The 19,481-nt window shown below is 68.2% G+C and carries 20 protein-coding genes and 1 pseudogene; 14 read left to right on the forward strand and 7 right to left on the reverse strand.

Annotation, left to right across the window (positions count from 1 at the left end; translation table 11 throughout):
• Nucleotide 1 precedes the first annotated feature (1 nt).
• From IAE60_RS07905 to IAE60_RS07930, 6 genes are all read left to right on the forward strand, one after another.
• Nucleotides 2–751 carry an ABC transporter ATP-binding protein gene (locus tag IAE60_RS07905; RefSeq protein WP_244966681.1) on the forward strand — a complete coding sequence of 250 codons (750 nt, stop codon included), beginning with the start codon at nucleotides 2–4 and terminating at the stop codon, nucleotides 749–751.
• A 73-nt stretch (nucleotides 752–824) separates the two neighbouring features.
• On the forward strand, nucleotides 825–2,066 hold the full coding sequence (locus IAE60_RS07910) for an ABC transporter permease (protein ID WP_187574461.1): 1,242 nt from the start codon (nucleotides 825–827) through the stop codon (nucleotides 2,064–2,066).
• A 77-nt stretch (nucleotides 2,067–2,143) separates the two neighbouring features.
• A complete protein-coding gene (locus tag IAE60_RS07915; RefSeq protein ID WP_185895353.1) occupies nucleotides 2,144–3,100 on the forward strand; it encodes an isoaspartyl peptidase/L-asparaginase family protein in 957 nt (318 codons plus the stop codon).
• 33 nt (nucleotides 3,101–3,133) lie between these two features.
• Nucleotides 3,134–3,799: an RNA polymerase sigma factor gene (locus tag IAE60_RS07920; protein WP_187574462.1), complete on the forward strand. Its 666-nt coding sequence runs from the start codon at nucleotides 3,134–3,136 to the stop codon at nucleotides 3,797–3,799.
• Nucleotides 3,796–4,173: a VOC family protein gene (locus tag IAE60_RS07925; RefSeq protein WP_162110610.1), complete on the forward strand. Its 378-nt coding sequence runs from the start codon at nucleotides 3,796–3,798 to the stop codon at nucleotides 4,171–4,173. Before IAE60_RS07920 ends, IAE60_RS07925 begins: the two co-directional genes overlap by 4 nt.
• Nucleotides 4,174–4,377: 204 nt before the next feature.
• The gene (locus tag IAE60_RS07930; RefSeq protein ID WP_222937224.1) at nucleotides 4,378–5,748 is read left to right on the forward strand and encodes a S8 family serine peptidase; all 1,371 of its coding nucleotides are present in this window, start codon (nucleotides 4,378–4,380) and stop codon (nucleotides 5,746–5,748) included.
• Nucleotides 5,749–5,817: 69 nt separating this feature from the next.
• Here IAE60_RS07930 and IAE60_RS07935 read toward each other — a convergent pair whose 3' ends face one another.
• Nucleotides 5,818–6,498 (reverse strand): SGNH/GDSL hydrolase family protein, encoded by a 681-nt coding sequence (locus IAE60_RS07935; protein WP_407073693.1) that lies wholly within the window; start codon nucleotides 6,496–6,498, stop codon nucleotides 5,818–5,820.
• Nucleotides 6,499–6,765: 267 nt separating this feature from the next.
• Between IAE60_RS07935 and IAE60_RS07940 the strand changes: the two genes are divergently transcribed.
• The 8 genes from IAE60_RS07940 (at nucleotide 6,766) to IAE60_RS07975 (ending at nucleotide 12,476) form a co-directional block, all read left to right on the forward strand.
• The gene (locus tag IAE60_RS07940; protein WP_185895356.1) at nucleotides 6,766–7,146 is read left to right on the forward strand and encodes a diacylglycerol kinase; all 381 of its coding nucleotides are present in this window, start codon (nucleotides 6,766–6,768) and stop codon (nucleotides 7,144–7,146) included.
• A gap of 29 nt (nucleotides 7,147–7,175) precedes the next feature.
• A complete protein-coding gene (locus tag IAE60_RS07945) occupies nucleotides 7,176–7,910 on the forward strand; it encodes a TerC family protein (protein WP_162110612.1) in 735 nt (244 codons plus the stop codon).
• A gap of 158 nt (nucleotides 7,911–8,068) precedes the next feature.
• Nucleotides 8,069–8,713 (forward strand): LemA family protein, encoded by a 645-nt coding sequence (locus tag IAE60_RS07950; RefSeq protein ID WP_187574463.1) that lies wholly within the window; start codon nucleotides 8,069–8,071, stop codon nucleotides 8,711–8,713.
• Nucleotides 8,714–8,731: 18 nt separating this feature from the next.
• Entirely contained in the window at nucleotides 8,732–9,622 is an 891-nt protein-coding gene (locus IAE60_RS07955; RefSeq protein WP_187574464.1) for a TPM domain-containing protein, read from the forward strand.
• Nucleotides 9,622–10,113, forward strand: coding sequence for a TPM domain-containing protein (locus IAE60_RS07960; protein WP_187574465.1), 492 nt, complete (start codon nucleotides 9,622–9,624; stop codon nucleotides 10,111–10,113). The genes IAE60_RS07955 and IAE60_RS07960 overlap by 1 nt, the downstream gene beginning before the upstream one ends.
• Before the next feature lie 162 nt (nucleotides 10,114–10,275).
• Entirely contained in the window at nucleotides 10,276–11,154 is an 879-nt protein-coding gene (gene lgt, locus IAE60_RS07965; RefSeq protein WP_187574466.1) for a prolipoprotein diacylglyceryl transferase, read from the forward strand.
• A 29-nt stretch (nucleotides 11,155–11,183) separates the two neighbouring features.
• Nucleotides 11,184–11,978 carry a thymidylate synthase gene (locus IAE60_RS07970; RefSeq protein ID WP_162110507.1) on the forward strand — a complete coding sequence of 265 codons (795 nt, stop codon included), beginning with the start codon at nucleotides 11,184–11,186 and terminating at the stop codon, nucleotides 11,976–11,978.
• A 3-nt stretch (nucleotides 11,979–11,981) separates the two neighbouring features.
• Nucleotides 11,982–12,476 (forward strand): dihydrofolate reductase, encoded by a 495-nt coding sequence (locus tag IAE60_RS07975; RefSeq protein WP_187574467.1) that lies wholly within the window; start codon nucleotides 11,982–11,984, stop codon nucleotides 12,474–12,476.
• An 87-nt stretch (nucleotides 12,477–12,563) separates the two neighbouring features.
• On the opposite strand, the pseudogene IAE60_RS07980 reads toward IAE60_RS07975, so the two are convergent.
• The 6 genes and pseudogenes from IAE60_RS07980 to lptD form a co-directional block, all read right to left on the reverse strand.
• Nucleotides 12,564–13,409: pseudogene (locus tag IAE60_RS07980) on the reverse strand (symmetrical bis(5'-nucleosyl)-tetraphosphatase); the annotation flags it as partial.
• An 11-nt stretch (nucleotides 13,410–13,420) separates the two neighbouring features.
• Nucleotides 13,421–13,801, reverse strand: coding sequence for a Co2+/Mg2+ efflux protein ApaG (apaG, locus tag IAE60_RS07985; RefSeq protein ID WP_162110504.1), 381 nt, complete (start codon nucleotides 13,799–13,801; stop codon nucleotides 13,421–13,423).
• Nucleotides 13,802–13,857: 56 nt separating this feature from the next.
• Nucleotides 13,858–14,646 carry a 16S rRNA (adenine(1518)-N(6)/adenine(1519)-N(6))-dimethyltransferase RsmA gene (gene rsmA, locus IAE60_RS07990; RefSeq protein ID WP_187574469.1) on the reverse strand — a complete coding sequence of 263 codons (789 nt, stop codon included), beginning with the start codon at nucleotides 14,644–14,646 and terminating at the stop codon, nucleotides 13,858–13,860.
• 38 nt (nucleotides 14,647–14,684) lie between these two features.
• Nucleotides 14,685–15,671, reverse strand: coding sequence for a 4-hydroxythreonine-4-phosphate dehydrogenase PdxA (pdxA, locus tag IAE60_RS07995; RefSeq protein WP_187574470.1), 987 nt, complete (start codon nucleotides 15,669–15,671; stop codon nucleotides 14,685–14,687).
• A gap of 1 nt (nucleotide 15,672) precedes the next feature.
• Nucleotides 15,673–17,001, reverse strand: coding sequence for a peptidylprolyl isomerase (locus tag IAE60_RS08000; protein ID WP_187574471.1), 1,329 nt, complete (start codon nucleotides 16,999–17,001; stop codon nucleotides 15,673–15,675).
• A complete protein-coding gene (lptD, locus tag IAE60_RS08005; RefSeq protein WP_187574472.1) occupies nucleotides 16,998–19,466 on the reverse strand; it encodes an LPS assembly protein LptD in 2,469 nt (822 codons plus the stop codon). The genes IAE60_RS08000 and lptD overlap by 4 nt, the downstream gene beginning before the upstream one ends.
• Nucleotides 19,467–19,481 lie beyond the last annotated feature (15 nt).

A 19,481-nucleotide genomic window follows, 5' to 3' on the forward strand; every position in this document is an offset into this window, starting at 1 on the left:
CATGCCGTCAGCGAATGCGGGCGACCGCGTGCCGGTCATCCAGACGCACGCGCTGGGCAAGGTCTATTCCGCGGGCACCGAGGCGGAAGTCGTTGCGCTGAAAGGCGTGGACATGCGCGTGGATCGCGGCGACTTCGTCGCCATCATGGGGCCGTCCGGCTCGGGCAAGTCCACGTTGATGAACCTGATCGGCTGCCTGGACACGCCCACCGACGGCCGCTACCTGTGCGACGGCATCGACGTGGCCACGCTGGACGCCGAACAGTTGGCGATCCTGCGCCGCGAGAAGATCGGCTTCGTGTTCCAGGGCTTCCACCTGCTGCCGCGCATGACCGCGCTAGAGAACGTGGCCATGCCGCTGGGTTACGCGCAGGTGCCGCCGGGCGAGCGCGCCGAGCGCGCAAGGCAGGCATTGGCCGCGGTCGGCCTGGCCGAGCGTGCGGGACATCGTCCGAACGAACTGTCCGGCGGCCAGCAGCAGCGCGTGGCCATCGCACGCGCGCTGATCAACCAGCCGCCGATCCTGTTGGCCGACGAACCCACCGGTGCGCTGGACAGCAAGACGGGCGAGGAGATCCTGGCCCTGTTCAAGCGCCTGCGCGACGACGGCCACACCGTCATCCTGATCACCCACGATCCCGAAGTCGCCGCGCACGCCGACCGCATCCTGGTGATGCGCGACGGCGAGCTGCATGAAGAGCCGAGGAAGGGAAACGGGGGGCGGGAAGCGACGGGGAGCGCGCCGCCATGATGCCTCTCGCGCCCGTGCTGTTTCGGTTGCCGGATTCCGGCATTCCCCGTTCCCCGCTCCCGGTTCCCGTCCCATGAACTTCTCCGACATCCTGCGCACCGCACTGCACGCGCTGCGCGGCAACTGGATGCGCAGCGCACTGACCTCGCTGGGCGTGATCATCGGCATCGCCGCCGTCATCGTCATGGTGTCGGTGGGGCAGGGCACGCAGGCCGAGATCGACAAGCTGGTTTCCGGCCTGGGCTCGCAGCGGCTGGACATCAGCCCCGGCGCGGGCCGCGGCCCGGGTGGCGGTGGCGTGCGCATGAGTTCCAGCAGCTTCTACACCCTCAAGGAGGGGGACGTGGAGGCGATCCGCAACGAGATCCCGGAAGTGCAGTACGTGGCGGGCGCACTGCGCGGCAATACCCAGATCGTGTTCGCCGAGAACAATGCATCCACCAGTTGGCAGGGCGTGCAGTCCGACTTCTTCGACATCAACAGCTGGGTGATCGCCAACGGCGAGGGCTTCGACGCGCAGGACTACTCCAGTGCGGCCAAGGTCGTGATCCTCGGCGAGACGGTGCGGCGCACGCTGTTCGGCGAGGACAGCGGCATCGGCCAGACCGTACGCCTGGGCCGGGTGCCGTTCACCGTGGTGGGTACGCTGGCGCCGAAGGGGCAGGGCGGCTTCGGCCAGGACCAGGACGACGTGATGATGGTGCCGCTGGAAACCGCACGTCGCAGGCTGATGGGCTCGATGGGCCTGCCGCCGGGTGCGGTGATGCAGGTGGCGCTGACCGTGGCCGACGCCAAGGACCTGAGCTACGTGCAGGGCGAAGTGGAAGCGCTGCTGCGCCAGCGGCACAAGATCAATCCGGGCGAGGAAGACGACTTCAACGTCCGCAACATCTCCGAGATCGTCGCCACCCGCACGGCCACCACCAAGCTGATGTCGTTGCTGCTGGGCGCGGTGGCCACCATCTCGCTGATCGTGGGCGGCATCGGCATCATGAACATCATGCTGGTGTCGGTGACCGAGCGCATCCGCGAGATCGGCCTGCGCATGGCGGTGGGCGCGGGACCGGGCGACGTGCGCAGGCAGTTCCTCGCCGAAGCCATGCTGCTGTCGCTGGGCGGCGGCGTGCTGGGTATCGTGATCGGCGTGGCCGGCGCGCTGCTGGTCGGCCAGTTCAGCGAACTGCCGGTGGTGTTGAACGGGCAGGTGATCGGCCTGGCCGCCGGCTTCTCCATCGCGACCGGGCTGTTCTTCGGTTACTACCCCGCGCGCAAGGCCTCGCAGCTGGATCCGATCGAGGCGCTGCGCGCGCAGTAGGCGGTCGACGGAGGGGCTGGTGCAGCGCGGCGGCGGGAGTATGCTGGACGCCCGTTGTGCCTGACCGGACCAGCGCCATGAGCTCGACCACGTCCCGCCGGCCACTTGCCCTGGCCATCCATGGAGGCGCCGGGGTGATCGAACAGGGCAGTCTGGTGCCGGAGGTCGAGGCCGCGATCCATGCCGATCTCGCACGCGCGCTTGACGTGGGCCACGCCATCCTGGCGACCGGTGGCAGCGCCCTGGACGCGGTGGAAGCGGCGGTGACCGTGCTCGAAGATTCGCCTTACTTCAACGCAGGGCGTGGTGCCGTATTCACCGCGGAAGGCCGGCATGAGCTCGATGCCGCCATCATGGACGGGCGGCACCGCCGTGCTGGGGCGGTCGCGGGCCTGATGACGGTGCGCCATCCGGTGCGGCTTGCCCGGCGCGTGCTGGAGGACTCGCCCCATGTGTTCCTGATCGGCGATGGCGCGGAGCAGTTCGCCGATACGCAGCCGGGCATCGAGCGGGTGCCGAATGGCTGGTTCTCCACCGAGCCCCGGCGCGCCCAACTGCGCGAGGCGCAGCAGCGCGAGCAGCAGGCCTGGCACGGCAACGACGATCTGCGTGGCCGTTACTTCGGCACGGTCGGCGCGGTGGCACTGGACAGCCGCGGACATGTCGCGGCCGCCACCTCCACCGGCGGCATGACCAACAAGCGCTGGGGGCGCGTCGGCGATTCTCCGGTGATCGGCGCCGGTACCTGGGCTGACGCGCGTTGCGCGGTGTCGTGCAGCGGCTGGGGCGAGTTCTACATCCGCAACGCGGCCGCCCACGACATCGCCGCCCGTGTCGCTTACCGGGGCGATCGCCTGCGCGATGCGGTGGAGGACGTCATCCTGGGCGAAGTGCCGCAGCATGGCGGCGACGGCGGTGCCATCGCGGTCGATACCGAGGGCAATGTGTCGCTGGTGCTCAACACGCGCGGCATGTACCGAGGCTGGGTGCGTCCCGATGGCGCGCGCGGCACCGCCATCTACCAGGACGCCTGAGTGCCTGCGTCGCCGGAAGCACAAGTTGCCGCATTGACCCTGGCCGATCATCGCGCCCTGCGCGCGCAGGCGCTTCGCCTGTGCCGCCGTGCCGACGAAGCGGACGACCTGGTGCAGGAAACATTGCTGGCAGGCGTGCTGGCCGGCCGCCACGACATGCCGTGGCTGTCGGGCGTGCTGCGCCGGCAGGCCGCGATGGCGGCACGGTCGGGCGTTCGGCGCCGACGGCGCGAAGCGCTGGCCGCCATGCCTGCGGAGAACGTTCTCGAGCCGCCCGACTCCCACGAAGCAGCGCGCATGTCGCGCCCGCCTGCCTGGCTGGCCGCGTTGCCGCCCTCGGCGCGCCGGCTGGCGGTGCTGGCGTTGCATGGCCTGTCGGCGGACGAGATCCACTGGATCCTGCGCATCGAACCGACCGCCTTCCGCCAGCGCCTCACCCGCATCCGACGCGCGCTGGCCACGCAGTCCCCGCAGCTGCGCGCCGAGAGTCTGGCGCTGGCCTACGTGCGCGATCCGGCGCGCTCCGCCGATCTGCCGTTCGGCCTGGTCCGCCGCGCACTCAAGGCCGCCATGCGCGTCGGCGATGGCCTGGGCACGCACGATCCGGACGGGCACCTGGTCCTGATCGACGCGGGCGCTCACACATCGCGCCTCCGCGGCAACGTAAGGACGGGAATCACACAGGAGGACATCCCATGATCAGTAACTGCAAGGTAGGCGCCATCGTGTTCTTCGTTTCCGATCTGGCTCGCTCGGTCGCGTTCTACCGCGACACGCTGGGGTTGCCGGTGGAAGCGCTGGAGGGACATGACGGACCGTGGGCGATGGGCGAAGTGGAAGGCCTGACGCTGGTGTTCATTCCACGGCCCGCGCGTCCGGGCGAATCCCCGGTGGTGGTCTTCAGCCTCGACGGCGGCATCGACGACCACGCCGAAGCCCTGGCGGCCAAAGGCGTCGAAATCGTGGTGCCGGTGAGCGAATCGCCGGACGGTGGACTGTCGCTGGATTTCCTCGATCCGGACGGCAATGTACTCAGCCTGCACCAACCGGAGGGGGCGCCACGCAGGCGCTGAATCAGGTAACGATGCATCGCATCGCAGCGACTTCCACCGCTGCGATGCGAATCACTCTCATGGCTACCGGTGACATCGCGGATGCGTGCGTGAAGCACTGCTAATGTGAGCCATATTCGATATCTAGAACCGTTATTACAAGCTAGATTCGCTCCACTGCGCCGCTCGGCGCGGCAACCACAACACGCGGAGTCGAATCGGTCTATGAAGAAGAATCGCATGGCGGTATGGGTGGGTCTGACGCTGGTGGCCATGGGGGCGGCGCAGGCGGCCAGCGCGGGCGGCAGGCCCGACCTGGTGGTCAAGGGCTTGAAGGAAGGCAAGCCCCACGCCAGCGGCGAGTTGCTGGTGAAGTACCGCGATGGCGCCGCAGCCGCCGACCGCCAGGCCGTGGTGCATGGCCTGGGTGCGCAGAAGCTGGATACCGTGCGCCGCGGCAACGGCCGCACCGGCGAGATCGCGCTGCTCAAGCTGCCCGGCAACATGGACCTGTCCGCCGCCGTGCAGGCGCTCAGCGCCGATCCGGCCGTGGAATACGCCGAGCCGAACTGGACCTACCAGCACCACGCGGTTTCCAACGACACCTATTCCACCAACGGCTCGCTGTGGGGCATGTACGGCGATGCGGGCACGCCCGCCAACGCCTATGGTTCGCAGGCGTCCGAGGCATGGGCCGCCGGGCACACCAGCTGCGGCAACGTCGTGATCGGCGTGATCGACGAAGGCATCTACTTCAACCATGAAGACCTGGCCGCCAACATCTGGACCAACCCGTACGATCCGGTCGACGGCGTGGACAACGACGGCAACGGCTACGTCGACGACGTGCGCGGCTGGGACTTCGACGGCAACAGCAACAACATCAACTCCGGCGGCGCCAACGACGACCACGGCACGCACGTGGCCGGCACCATCGCCGGCGTGGGCGGCAACGGCAAGGGCGTGGCCGGTGTGTGCTGGAGCGGCGTGAAGCTGATCAGCGGCAAGTTCCTCGGCCGCCGCGGCGGCAGCACCGCCAACGCGATCAAGGCGATCGACTACTTCACCGACCTGAAGACCCGCCATGGGCTGAACATCGTGGCGACCAACAATTCGTGGGGCGGTGGTGGTTTCTCGCAGGCGCTGCAGGACGCGATCACGCGCGCCGGAAATGCGGAGATCCTCTTCATCGCGGCCGCGGGCAATGACGCCTACGACAACGACGCGACGGCCAGCTACCCGTCCAATTACCCGAACGCGAACGTCATCGCGGTCGCGTCCACCACCAGCACCGGCGGGCTGTCCAGCTTCTCGCAATGGGGCCGGACCACGGTGGATCTGGGTGCGCCGGGTTCGGGCATCTGGTCGACGGTGCCCAAGTCGTCGAAGGGCGCGCTGGTGTCGGGATATGCCAGCTACAACGGCACGTCCATGGCCACCCCGCACGTGACCGGCGCGGCGGCACTGTACGCGTCCACCCGGCCGGGATCGACGGCGGCGCAGATCAAGGCGGCGATCCTGGATGCCACCGTGCCGACCCCGTCGCTGCAGAACAAGACGGTCACCGGTGGTCGCCTCAACGTCAGCGGCTTCTGACGCAAGGCCTCCGCGGAACGAAGAAGCCCGGCATCGCCGGGCTTCTTTTTTTCCTGCGGTCGGACGCGGCTACTGAAGATAGGGTGCGATGGCGCGCTGCCAGATGACATAGCCGGCGCGGTTCATGTGCAGGCGATCCTCGATGAACAAGGATTCGTCCGGCTGGCCGCTGGCGTCGAGCATGGGCGTGAAGATGTCGATGTAGTCCACGCCCAGGCGTTTGGCTTCCGCGGCGATCAACGTGTTCGCCACGCGCTGTACGGGCAGCAGTTGCGCGCGCGAAGGGCTGGGCTTGTTGCTGATGTACGCGATCTTCGCCTTGGGCAGATCGCGGCGCACGCGTTCGACGAAGGCGATGAAGTCGGCGCGCAGCTGCTGCGGCGTACGGCCCGCGTTGAGGTCGTTGTCGCCGGCGTAGATCAGGATCTGGCGCGGTGCGTACGGCACGATGATGCGGTCGGCGTACCACGTGCTGTCCCGCAGTTCCGAACCACCGAAGCCGCGGTTGATCACCGGCACGCCCGGAAAGTCCTGCGCCAGCGTGTCCCAGAAGCGGATCGACGAGCTGCCGATGAACAGCACGCCGCCGCGTGGCGGGGGCGACTGCGCATCGGCGGCCTCGAAGCGCTGCATATCGGCTTCCCAAGCCGGGCTGGACACCTGCTCCGGGATACGTGGCGCGACGCCTGCCGTCGATGGAGACGGTGCTTCCGGCGTTGCGGGCGGCCCGCCGACGCAGGCGGCCAGCAGGGCCACCAGCGCAGTGGCGAACAGGGACGGGCGAAGGGTGTTCAGGAAGGGCACGGGATAAGGCTCCTCTGGCGCGGGCGGGCCCTAGTGGAGCAGCCCGTTCCCGGGGATGCAAACCCCGCCGGCGCGGCCGGGGATCGCCTTGTGGCAAAATTGCCTCCTTGGCGCGGTGACTGTGCCAGCTTCGCCCGACACATCCTTGCGCGGGATCCGGCTTCGCCCGGCCGGCAGGGCCGATGCGGGACCACTTCCGCCTTTACCCGCCCCATGGCAGACGAAACCGGACATTTCCCCCGCGGCCCCGGCCGCATCCTGAAAGCCACCGTCTGGTCCCTGCAGGGACTGCGGGCGGCCTGGATGCACGAATCCTCCTTCCGCCTGGAGGTCTACCTGCTGGTGGTCATGGCGCCGCTGGCGCTGTGGCTGGGGCAGAGCGGCCTGGAACGCGCGCTGATGATCGGCAGCTGCCTGCTGGTGCTGGCGGCCGAACTGCTGAATTCCGCCATCGAAGCGGTGATCGAGCGCTACGGCCCGGAACACCACGAACTGGCCGGCCGCGCCAAGGACATGGGCTCGGCGGCGGTGTTCGTGTTGATGATGAACGTGCTGCTGTGCTGGGCGCTGATTCTCGCGCCGCGCTATCTGTGAACTCCTGATCTGAACCAAGGTACTCCCCGATGATGGAATTGCTTACCGATCCGCAGGTGTGGATCACGCTGGTCACGCTGAGTGCGATCGAGATCGTGCTGGGCATCGACAACCTGGTCTTCATCTCCATCGCGGTCAGCAAGCTGCCGCCGCACCAGCGCGAAGTCGCGCGCAAGTTCGGCATCGCCGTGGCCTGCATCACCCGCATCATGCTGCTGCTGACGCTGGCCTGGCTGGCGGGTCTGACGTCGGATCTGTTCACGCTGTTCGGCCAGGGCATTTCGGTGCGCGACCTGGTGCTGATCCTGGGCGGCGTGTTCCTGCTGGTGAAGGGCACCAAGGAAATCCTGGAACTGGTGAAGGGCGAGCCCGATTCGGAGGACGTGCACACGCGCCCCGCGGCGTCGTTCGCCGGCGTGATTGCGCAGATCGCGGTGATCGACATCGTGTTCTCGCTGGACTCGGTGATCGCGGCGGTCGGCATGGCCAATCACACGCCGGTGATGGTGGCGGCCATCCTGCTGGCCGTGGCGGTGATGCTGCTGGCGGCGCGCCCGCTGGGCCAGTTCATCGACAACAACCCCACCATCAAGATGCTGGCGCTGGCCTTCATCGTCGCGGTGGGCGCGTACCTGCTGCTGGATGGTTTCGAGCTGCACATCCCGAAGGGCTACCTGTACGGTGCGATGGGCTTCTCGGCGGTGGTCGAGTGCCTGAACCTGTGGGCCAAGAAGCGCGCCAGCCTGCGCATGCTGCGCGAATAGCATCGCGTTTCCCTCCTGGTGTCGCGAAGGGCTCCCTCGGGAGCCCTTCCTTTTTCACGAAGGCCTAACGAGGCGTTTCCCGCAGTGCGTGCGAGCAGCTTGCGCCTTCATGGGCAAGGTGCTGGAATCGGCACGTCCGCCCAAGGGAGTGCCGTGCCATGCGTCAGGTGTCGCGTCTGTGGTTGCTCGTCGTGCTGGTCGCGCTGTTGTCGGGCTGCGGCTACAACGCCATCCAGCAGAAGGACGAAGCGGTGAAGGCCGGCTGGTCGGAAGTCCTGAACCAGTACAAGCGCCGTGCGGACCTGATCCCCAATCTGGTGAAGACCGTGCAGGGCTACGCCCAGCAGGAGCGCCAGGTGCTGACCGACGTCACCAATGCGCGCGCGCGGGTGGGCCAGATCCAGGTGAACGCCGACGATGCCGCTTCGCTGGCGCAGTTCCAGCAGGCGCAGGGCGAACTGTCCAGTGCATTGAATCGGCTGCTGGTCGTCACCGAGAACTATCCGAACCTGAAGTCCGACCAGTCCTTCCGCGATCTGCAGGCACAGCTGGAAGGCACCGAGAACCGCATCACCGTCGCTCGCGGCCGCTACATCCAGACGGTGCAGGACTACAACACCTACATCCGCCAGTTCCCGCAGGTGATCACCGCCAAGCTCACCGGCGCCAAGGAGAAGCCGAACTTCACCGTCGAGAACGAAGCGGCGATTTCGGAGGCTCCCGCCGTCGACTTCGGTACGCCGCCACCGCCGGCCGCACCGCAGGCCCCCCCGCCGCCGTCTGCTCCGACCCCGGACAACTGAGCCACGGCCATCGCCGCCATGCTGCGCGCGCTGGCGTTGTGCCTGCTGCTGGTCGCTGCGCCGGCCTGGGCACAGTCGCTGGCGGCCATCCCGGCGCTGGATTCGCCGGTGGTCGACACCACCGGCACGCTGGACGCCGGGCAGAAGCAGCGACTCGAGCAGCAGGCCCTGGCGCTGCAGCAGCGCAAGGGCAGCCAGCTGCAGGTGCTGATCGTGCCCAGCACGCAGCCCGAGGAGATCTTCGACTACACCCAGCGCGTGTTCGACCAGTGGAAGCTGGGGCGCCAGGGCGTGGACGACGCGGTGATCCTGGTGGTGGCGAAGGACGACCGGCGGGTGCGCATCCATACCGGTTACGGACTGGAAGGCGCGATTCCCGACGCCGTGGCCAACCGCGTCATCCAGGAGTACCTGGTGCCGAAGTTCCGTGCCGGTGACTATGCGGGTGGCGTCACCGACGCCACGGCCGTGCTGGTGAAGCTGATCGATGGCGAGTCGCTGCCGGCGCCCGTCAGCACGCACCGGTCGACGACAGGCGACGGTTCCGGGAGCGACTGGCTCTTCGCGCTGTTCGCCGCGTTCGTGGTGGCGACCCTGGTACGGGGCATGTTTGGCCGCGCGCCGGCCGGGCTTCGCGGCCTGTTCACCGGTGGCGCCGCGGCGGGCGTGGCGCTGCTGCTGTCGTCGCTGATTCCGGCCGGCATCGCGGGCGTCTTCGGCCTGCTGTATGGGCTGGCCTCGGTGTCGACACGGGGTGCCTACGCCCGTCACCGCGATTGGGGTGGCTGGGGCGGCGGCGGCGGAGGCTGGGGCGGCGGTGGGTTCGGAGGGGGCGGCGGCTTCGGGGGCGGTGGCTGGAGCGGCGGGGGCGGCATGTCGGGAGGCGGTGGCGCCTCCGGGAGTTGGTGATGCGCCTGCTGCGCCATCTGTTCGCACGCTCGTCGCGCCGGCTGTTCCCGGAGGACAGCCTGCATCGCATCACCGAGGCCATTGCGGCGGGCGAACGCCTGCACCGCGGCGAGGTGATGTTCGCGGTGGAAACCAACCTGCCGCCGAGCGCGGTGCTGGCAGGGATGCAGGCCCGCGAACGTGCGCACGAGGTCTTCGTCCGTCTGCGCACCTGGGACACCGAAGCCAACAACGGCGTGCTGATCTATCTGTTGCTGGCCGACCATCGCATCGAGATCGTCGCCGACCGCGCACTGGACGGCCGCGTCAGCGAGGCGCAATGGGCGCAGGTCTGCCGGCTCATCGAGCAGGAAATGCGTGCCGGCCATCCGGAACGGGCGGTGATCGACGGCGTGCGTGCGGTTTCCGACCTGCTGGCGCTGCACTGGCCGCAGCAGGAGGGCCAGTCCGACGAGGACGAACTGCCGAATCGGCCTGCGCTGCTGGATTGAAAGGCGGCTTCACAGAGCGGAGCCTGCTCCGCGGGCCGGAAGTCCGACCCGGCATCCGGGGTCGGCCAGGCAAGCCCTGCGCCATGACGGGAGTGGACGGATGCCCATCCGCATGCCCGCCTGGGGCAAAATAGGCGCTCCCCACCGGCCACGCCGAGGCGCATGATCTACCTCCACCAGATCGATCCGATCATCTTTTCGCTGGGGCCGGTCAAGCTGCACTGGTACGGCCTGATGTACCTGCTGGCCTTCGTCGTGGCCTGGTGGCTGGGACGCAGGCGCGCATCGCAGGGGCGCCTGCCGGGTGTCGATGCCGACGCATTCTCCGACCTGATGTTCTACGCCATGTTGGGCGTGGTGCTGGGCGGGCGCATCGGCTACGTGCTGTTCTACGGATTCGGCACCTTCCTCGACAATCCGCTGTCGATCTTCAAGGTGTGGGAAGGCGGCATGAGCTTCCACGGGGGGCTGCTCGGCGTGATGGCCGCGGCGCTGTGGTGGTCGCGCCGGCACCGGCTGCATTTCTTCGACACGATGGATTTCGTGGCCCCGCTGGCCGCGCCTGGACTGGGGTTCGGGCGGCTGGGCAACTTCATCGGCGCGGAACTGTGGGGCAAGTACACCCAGGCCGGCTGGGGCGTGATCTTTCCGACCGATCCGGCGCTGCGCGGCCTGGATGCCGCCCAGTTGCAGGCGCAGTACGCCGCGGGCGCGCTGGATCAGTTCGCCCGCCATCCCTCGCAGCTGTACCAGGCCTGCCTCGAGGGCCTGGTGATGTTCGTCGTGCTGTGGACGGTCTCGCGCAAGCCGCGGCCGCGTTACCTCGTGTCGGGTCTGTTCGCGCTGATGTACGGCGTGTTCCGCTTCCTGATGGAGTTCGTCCGCGTGCCGGATGAAGGCCATTACGTGGCGTGGGGCTGGTTGACCAAGGGCCAGATCCTCAGCGTGCCGCTGGTGCTGCTGGGCCTGTACCTGCTGCGGCTGTCACGCCGCGCGCCGACGCTCCAGCCCGTGGTTCCCGCGCCGGTTGCCGGCAAGTAAACCGTGAAGTCCATCGCCGGAGACCGCGCATGAAGCAATACCTCGACCTGCTGCGCCACGTGCTGGAGCACGGTGCCGAGAAGTCCGACCGCACCGGCACCGGCACGCGCAGCGTGTTCGGCTGGCAGATGCGCTTCGACCTGAACGAAGGCTTCCCGCTGGTCACCACCAAGAAGCTGCACCTGCGCTCGATCATCCACGAGCTGCTGTGGTTCCTGAAGGGCGAGACCAACATCGCGTATCTGAAGGACAACAAGGTCAGCATCTGGGACGAGTGGGCCGACGAGAACGGCGAACTGGGCCCCGTCTATGGCAAGCAGTGGCGCAGTTGGGAAGGCGCAGACGGCAAGACGGTCGACCAGATGCAGTGGCTGGTCGACGAGATCAAGCGCAATCCCGATTCGCGTCGCCTGGTGATCAGCGCCTGGAACGTCGCCGAACTGCCGAAGATGGCACTGATGCCGTGCCATTCGCTGTTCCAGTTCTACGTGGTCGACGGCAAGCTCAGTTGCCAGCTGTACCAGCGCAGCGGCGACATCTTCCTCGGCGTGCCGTTCAACATCGCCAGCTATGCACTGCTGACGCATATGGTGGCGCAGGCCACGGGTCTGGGCGTCGGCGATTTCGTGCATACGCTCGGCGATGCGCACCTGTATTCCAACCACTACGAACAGGCGCGCGAGCAGTTGTCGCGCGAACCGCGTGCGCTGCCCACGCTGCACCTCAATCCCGAGGTCACGGACCTGTTCGCCTTCACCTTCGATGACATCGGGATCCACGGCTACGATCCGCATCCGGCGATCAAGGCGCCGGTGGCGGTCTAGCGGATGCGCATTTCGCTGGTCGCCGCACTCGACCTCCATCGCGCCATCGGTCGCGACAACGACCTGCCGTGGCGGTTGCCGGACGACCTGAAGCGCTTCAAGGCGCTCACGCTCGGCAAGCCGGTGCTGATGGGACGCAGGACGGCCGAGTCGCTCGGGCGTGCGCTGCCCGGACGGTTGAATCTGGTGCTGACGCGCAGCGGACGCGTGCCGTTCGAGGGCATGCAGGCGGTCGCCTCGGTGGACGAGGCGGTCCGCATCGCGGTGGAGCAGGGGAGCGAGGAGCTTTGCGTGATCGGTGGCGGCGAGGTCTACGCGCTCACGCTGGGTCGCGCCGACGTGCTGCACCTCACCGAGGTCGATACCGAGGTGGAGGGCGCGCATGCGTTCTTCCCGGCCTTCGATCCGGCGGAATGGCATGAAGTCGCCCGCGAACCGCATCCGGCGGACGCGAAGCATGCCATCGGATTCGACTTCGTCGAGTACCGGCGCGTCTGACCAAACGTGGCGTGCGCCATGCGCACGACTGCGCGGTGCCGGGTCCATGCGGTCGTGCGCATGGCGCACGCTACGCACTCAATCCTTGGGCAATTCGCCCTTGGGCGGCGGCGGAACATCACGGCCGGGCACCTGCACCAGCCGGATCTCGTCGGTATCCAGCTGCAAGGCGGTCAGCTTGCCGCCCCAGACCGCGCCGGTGTCGATGGCATGCACGCCATGGCCGATCATCAGGCCCAGCGTGGACCAGTGGCCGCAGACGATCTTGAGGTCGCGCTCGGCGCGGCCGGGCACTTCGTACCAGGGGTATAGCCCCTGGGCCTGCCTGCCCGGTGCGCCTTTCTCCTCGATCGCCATGCGCCCGCGCGGCGTGCAGTAACGCATGCGGGTGAGGACGTTGATGATGGCGCGCGAGCGGTCGTGGCCGGACAGGTGCGGCGCCCAGTTCGGCTTGTCGCCGTACATGTTGCGGAACAGCTTGCGGTAGCCGTTGCCGTGCAGTTGCGCCTCGACTTCGCGCGCGTGCTTCTCGGCGAGCGTGGTGGTCCACTTGGGCGCCAGTCCGGCATGCACCATCATCCAGCCTAGGTCGCGGTCCACGTGCAGCAGCTTCTGCATGCGCAGCCAGTCCAGCAGCATGCGTGCGTCGTCGGCCAGGACCACGCGCTGCAGGTCCGGATTGACCTTGCGCTGCTCGTCCGGCGAGCGCTCGCCGATGGCGAGCAGGGACAGGTCGTGGTTGCCCAGCACGACGACACAGTGCTCGCGCAGCGAATGCACCAGGCGAAGCGTTTCCAGCGACTGTCCGCCGCGGTTCACCAGGTCGCCGCAGAACCACAGCCGGTCCTGCGCGGGATCGAAGCGGATCTTCTCCAGCAATCGCTGCGTGGCGTCGTAGCAGCCCTGCAGGTCGCCGATGGCCCAGACACTCATGCGCCCGGGCCTCAGTGCAGGGTCCGCGGGACGGACAGGGTAAAGGGGGCGATGGGGGCGTCGAAGCGGGTGCCGTCGTCGGCGAGCATGTCGTAGCGTCCCTGCATGGTGCCGAGCGCGGTCTCGAGGACGGCGCCGGAGGTGTAGCGGAAATCCTCGCCCGGCCTCAGCCAGGGCTGTTCGCCCACCACGCCCTCACCGTGCACTTCCTGCACCTTGCCGTTGGCGTCGGTGATCACCCAATGGCGGCGCAGCAGCTGCGCGGGCACGCGCCCGCGGTTGTGGATGCGGATGGTGTACGCGAACACGTAGCGGCCGTCCTCGGGCGCGGACTGGTCGTCCAGGAAGCGCGTGGCGACGTCGACGTCGATGGCGTAGTCGGGGGAATCCATGCGTTCAGTGTATGCAATGGCACGTCAAAGCGGAAACGACGGCACGTTGCGTGCGGTCAGGATGCGTCGGGCTGGTTGGCCAGACGGATGAAATCGGTGACGGGGACCTGTTCCGCGCGCAGGTCGGGGCGCAGTCCCGCCGCTTCGATCTGTTCCACGCTGCAGGTGCCGGACAGTGCATTGCGCAGGGTCTTGCGGCGCTGGCCGAACGCGGCGCGCACCACGTCCGCGAAGCGGCGGTGGTCGCGGATGCCCACCTCGTCGGCCGCGCGCGGCACCAGCCGCGCCACGGCCGAATCCACCTTCGGCGGCGGACGGAACGCGCCGGGAGGCACCACGAACAGGCTGTCCACGCGGCAGTAGGCCTGCAGCATCACGCTGAGACGGCCGTACACCTTGCTTCCGGGTTCGGCGGCCATGCGGTCCACGACTTCCTTCTGCAGCATGAAGACCATGTCGCGGATGGACGCGGCGTGCTCGATGGCATGGAACAGGATGGGCGAGGACAGGTTGTAGGGCAGGTTGCCAACCAGGCGCAGCCTGTCTTCGCCCGCCAGCTTGCCGAAATCCACGTCCAGCACGTCCTTGTGGATGATCGTGAGCCGGCCCACGCCTTCGGCAGCCTCCATCAACGGCGTGATGAGGTCGCGGTCGAACTCGATGGCGGTCAGCTCGCCGTGCCTGCGCAACAGCGGGAACGTGATGGCGCCCTGGCCCGGCCCGATCTCGACGAGACGGTCGCCCGGCTGGGGATTGACCGCCATGACGATCTTCTCGATGTAGGTGCGATCGGTCAGGAAGTGCTGGCCGAGGGACTTCTTGGGGGGAGCCTTGAAATGCGACATGCGCGGATTATGCGGGAACACCGCCTTCCGCGCGGCTTCTACGCTGCCCGGTGCGCGCGCCGGATCGTCGCGATGCGTGCGCAGGTGGCCACGGCGGCGAACAGGCTGGACGGATCCGCGGTGCCCTTGCCGGCCAGTTCGAGCGCGGTGCCGTGGTCGACGGCCACGCGGGGGTAGGGCAGGCCCAGTGTCAGGTTCACGGCCTGCTCGAACCCGCTGTACTTGAGCACCGGCAGGCCCTGGTCGTGATACATCGCCACCACCGCATCGACACTGCGCAGCTTCTGCGGCAGGAAGGCGGTATCGGCGGGCAGCGGGCCGACCAGGTCCATTCCAGCCGCCCGCAGCGTGCGCAGCACCGGTTCGATGACGTCGATCTCCTCCCGCCCCAGGTGGCCGGCTTCGCCCGCGTGCGGGTTGAGTCCGAGGACCGCGATGACGGGATGGGGAATACCGAAATCCGCCCGCAGCGCCGCGTGGGTGATGCGCAGCGCTTCCTCCAGCGTGGTGGCCGTGATCGCATCCGGCACCTCGCGCAAAGGCAGGTGCGTGGTGACCAGCGCAACACGGACGATTCCGTTCGCGAGCATCATCACCACCGGCCGGCCTGCGTGTTCGGCCAGCAGTTCGGTGGTGCCGGTGTAGGCGATGCCCCCTGCATTGATGGCGGCCTTGTGCACGGGGCCGGTGACCAGGCCGTCGAGTTCGCCGGTCAGGCAGGCGCCGGCGGCCTGCGTCAGGGCCTCGATGACGGCGTGCGCATTGCGCGGATCGGTGTGGCCGAAGGTCGTCGGTGAAGCGTTGGGAACGGGCCGCACGCGCAGGTCGCCGGGCAGCTTGGCGACGGCGTCTTCATCGATCAGCTGCAGCGGCAATCCCAGGGTGGCCGCCGCAGAGATCAGCGTGGCCGGGTCTGCGAAGGCAAGCAGGGTGCAATCGGTGCGCGGTTGCTGGGCCAGCCGGACGCAAAGCTCCGGACCGATGCCCGCCGGCTCGCCCGGCACCAAGGCGAGCCGGGGCAGCATGTCAGCCTCCCGGCGTGGTCTCTGCGCGGTCGCCGGTGCGGAAGCTGACGTACGCCTCGCCTCGCAGCTCCTGCAGGAAGCGGTTGTATTCGTCCTCGGCCTTGCGACGGCCGATGGTTTCGCGGATCTGGGCGCGGCGGTTCTGGTCGGTCACGTCCGTCTGGCGACTGCCGACGCGCTGGACGATGTGCCAGCCGGCGTCGGTGCGGAACGGGGCGCTGACCTGGCCATCCTGCAGGCCGCTGACCTGCTGGCCGAAGGCCGGACCGAAGGCGTCGGCCGGGAACCAGCCCAGGTCGCCGCCGTCGTCGCGGCTGTTGGCGTCTTCGGTGGATTCCTTCGCCACTTCGACGAAGTCGGCACCACCGGCGATGCGGGCGCGCAGGGTGTCGATCTTGGCCTTGGCCGCGGCGGCATCCTGGGTCGAGGTGACGCGCACCAGGATGTGGCGCGCGTTGTATTCGGTGACCGAGCGCTTCTCCATCTGCGCGGCATCGCGCACTTCCACCAGCTTAAGCAGCTGGAAGCCGCTGGGGCCGCGCAGCGGGCCCACCACCTGGCCGGGACTCATGCCCTTGAGCATCTCGACGAACGCCGTCGGGATCTCGTCGACGCTGCGCCAGCCCAGGTCGCCGCCTTCCAGCGCGTTGGGGCTGTCGGAATAGCGCACCGCGGCCGCGGAGAAGTCCAGCTCGCCCTTGTCGACCAGCGCCTTCACGCCATCGATCTTGCTCTTGCCGGTGCTGATCTGGTCGGCGCTGGCGCCGTCGGGCACCGCCACCAGGATGTGGGCCAGGCGGTACTGCACGCCCGTGGCGGCCTGCGCGGCGATGGCCGCGTCCACTTCGCCTTCGCTCACCTGCACGCGCGACTGCGCATAGCTCTGGCGCAGGCGCTGGATGGTGATCTCGTCGCGCAGCGAGCTGCGGAACTCGTCGAAGGACATGCCATCGGCCTCGAGCCGCTGGCGCAGGCCGTCCGGCGTGGTGCCGTTCTGTTGGGCGACGGCATTGATGGCGTTGTTCAGTTCGGCGTCGCCGATGCGGATGCCGCTTTCGGTGGCACGGGCCACCTGCAGCTTGACCAGCACCAGGCGCTCGAGCACCTGCCGCTCCAGCACCGCGCGCGGCGGCAGCTGGCCCGGCTGGTTGGCGTACTGGGCCAGCACGTTCTGCACGGCGCGGTCCATTTCGCTCTGCAGCACCACGTCCTCGTTCACCACGGCGGCGATGCGGTCCAGCGGCTGCAGCGTCTGCGCCATCACCGGCGTGGCGACGGTCGAGAAGGCCAGCAGGCCGGCAATCAGGAGGCGGGGAAACGGCTTGGTCATGGAATCGGATCCGGATCGTAGGAAGTATCGTCCGGTCGCTGCGCGATATTGCTAGGCGGGACGAGATAGAGGTCGTCTCGGTAGTAACCGAGGATAGCACGGCGCAGGGTGCGCTCCGTGTCCTGGCCGGCCGAGCCCAGGCCCTTTAGGACGAACTCGACCTGGAAGCCGGTGTTCATGTCGCCTTCGCGGTTGCGCACGTAGCGGCGCACCAGCGCGCGCACGGCCAGGCAGCAGCTGTCCCACTGCACGCCGGCCACGCCTTCCAGCAGGCCGGGCTCCTGGTCGGTGGCGGCGTCGCGGTAGAACGAATGGTAGTAGCGGCCCACCACGCTCCACGCCGGCGTGACCGGGTAGAGGAACGAGAAGTCGGCCTGCTCCAGCAGGTCGCGGCGGCGGCGATAGGTGATGTTGACCACGCCGTCGTCGGGCAGCAGGTAGCGCGCACGCACGCTGGCCAGGTCCTCGCGGCGGAACTTGGGGTCCCACTGGTAGGACGCGCCGATGGTCCAGCGGTCGGTCGGCGCGTAGTTGGCATCCACCACCCAGGCCGACTTGCCCTTTTCCAGCTGCGCTTCGCCCGGCAGGACCACGCGGCTGTCGTCGAAGTAGCGGATCTGGCCGATGCTGGCCGACAGCCGCTCGAAACCGTCCTTCTGCCGCAGCAGGCGCGTGGAGAGCGCCAGGGTCAGCTGGTTGGCGTCGGTCTGCCGGTCGGGGCCGGTGTAGCGGTTGTCGCGGAACAGCTGGCCATAGCTGAAGTTGAACGGGCGGGTGTCGAAGATCGGCAGGCCGTCCTGCTCGCGGTAGGGTGCCTTCAGGTAGAACAGCCGCGGCTCCAGCGTCTGCAGGAAACGGTCGCCCTTGATCTCGGTTTCGCGGTCGAAGTACACGCCCGCATCCAGCGAGCCGATCGGCAGGCTGCGGCTGGGGGAGCGGTCGTAGAACTCGGCGATCTGCGCCGCGCTCACGGGCTGGTTGGCCGGAATGCCGTAAGCCGCGCGTGCGCGACTGATCGCCGTGGTCTGCGCCAGTTCGGCATCGAGCCGGTACTCGGTGTGCCTGTACGCCAGTGTCGGGGTGACGTACCACGCCGCGCCCTGAAGCGGGAAGGAGATGGTGGGTTTGATGTCCAGCCGGCTGCCGTCGCCCCATTCGTTGTGCTGGAACCTCACCGCCTCGGCATGGCCGCCCACGGTGATCCAGCGGCTCAGCGGCTGGTTCCAGTTGAAGTACGCGCGCGGCAGCCGATTGTAGGGAAGCGACGCTTCGCTGCTCAGATAGTCCGACAGCTGCCACTGATCGGCCATCACGCCGGCACTCCAGAACTCGCCCGCGCCGTAGACGCCGGCCGTGCTGGTCACCGAGGAATACGCCTGCCCGTACAGCGAGTTGCCGAAGTCCTCCTGGTAACGGGCGTCGCTCAACCAGATCAGGTTGGCGCGCGCCTGCCAGTTGCGGCTGAAGCGGTGGTTGCCCTGGAACGAGAAGAAGCCGCGCCCGTCGTCGGGGTCGGGATTGTTCGGATTGTTCTCATCGTAGTCCACCTCGCCCATGCGGTCGCGGACCAGGTCGTCCTTGTTCATCCAGGTGCCCTGGATCTCGCCGCGTCCCTTCTCGTACAGGTAGCGGAACTCCGCGCCCATCTGGAACCCGCGCTCGCTCATGTAGCGCGGCTCCAGCGTCGCGTCGTAGTTCGGCGCCAGGTTGAGGTAGATCGGCTGCTTCCAATCGAAGCCGTTGCGGCCGGACAGGCCGACGGCCGGGTACAGCAGGCCGGTGTGGCGCTGGTCGTCGATCGGGAACTTCAGGTACGGCACGTACAGCACCGGCACCTTGCCCAGCCGGATCGTCGCGCCGCGCGCAACGCCCCAGCCGTCGTCGGTGTTGATGTCGATGCGCCGCGAGCGCAGCTCCCAGCGGCGGTCCTCGGGATCGCAGGTGGAGTAGGTGGAGTGCAGCAGACTGCCTTCCGGCCCCTTCATGTCGATGCGGTCGGCGCCGCCGTTGCCGCGACGGGACACCAGCTGGTAGCGCACGTTGTCGATCTGGTGCGTATCGGCGCCCTGGTCGCCGCGTGCGCTGTCGGCCATCAGACGGATGCCGGCATCCTGGTAGCGGATGTGGCCGTCGGCGACGTAGGTGTCCTTCTCCTGGTCGTACTTCAGGTTGTCCGCGCCGAGGAACTGGTCGCCCCGGCTGAGCGCCACGTTGCCCTGGTACTCCAGATTGGTCTCCGTGCCGCCCAGGCTGTCGCCTTCGATGGAGGTGGGCTGCTCGGCACGCTGCTCGCGCGTGGCCTGGGCATTGCCGGGCGCCGGCGCCTGCGGCGCCTCGCCGAATGCCGGAACCGCGTCCTGGACGGGACACAGCGCCCAGCTTTCGGGCTTCTCATCGTCGGCCAGCGCGGGCAGGCACAGGGCGATGCTGAGGGGTAACGGGAGCAGGCGGAGGGCAGGGCGCACGCGTTACTGGGCTCG

Source organism: Pseudoxanthomonas mexicana (assembly GCF_014397415.1).
Lineage (GTDB): Bacteria > Pseudomonadota > Gammaproteobacteria > Xanthomonadales > Xanthomonadaceae > Pseudoxanthomonas_A > Pseudoxanthomonas_A mexicana.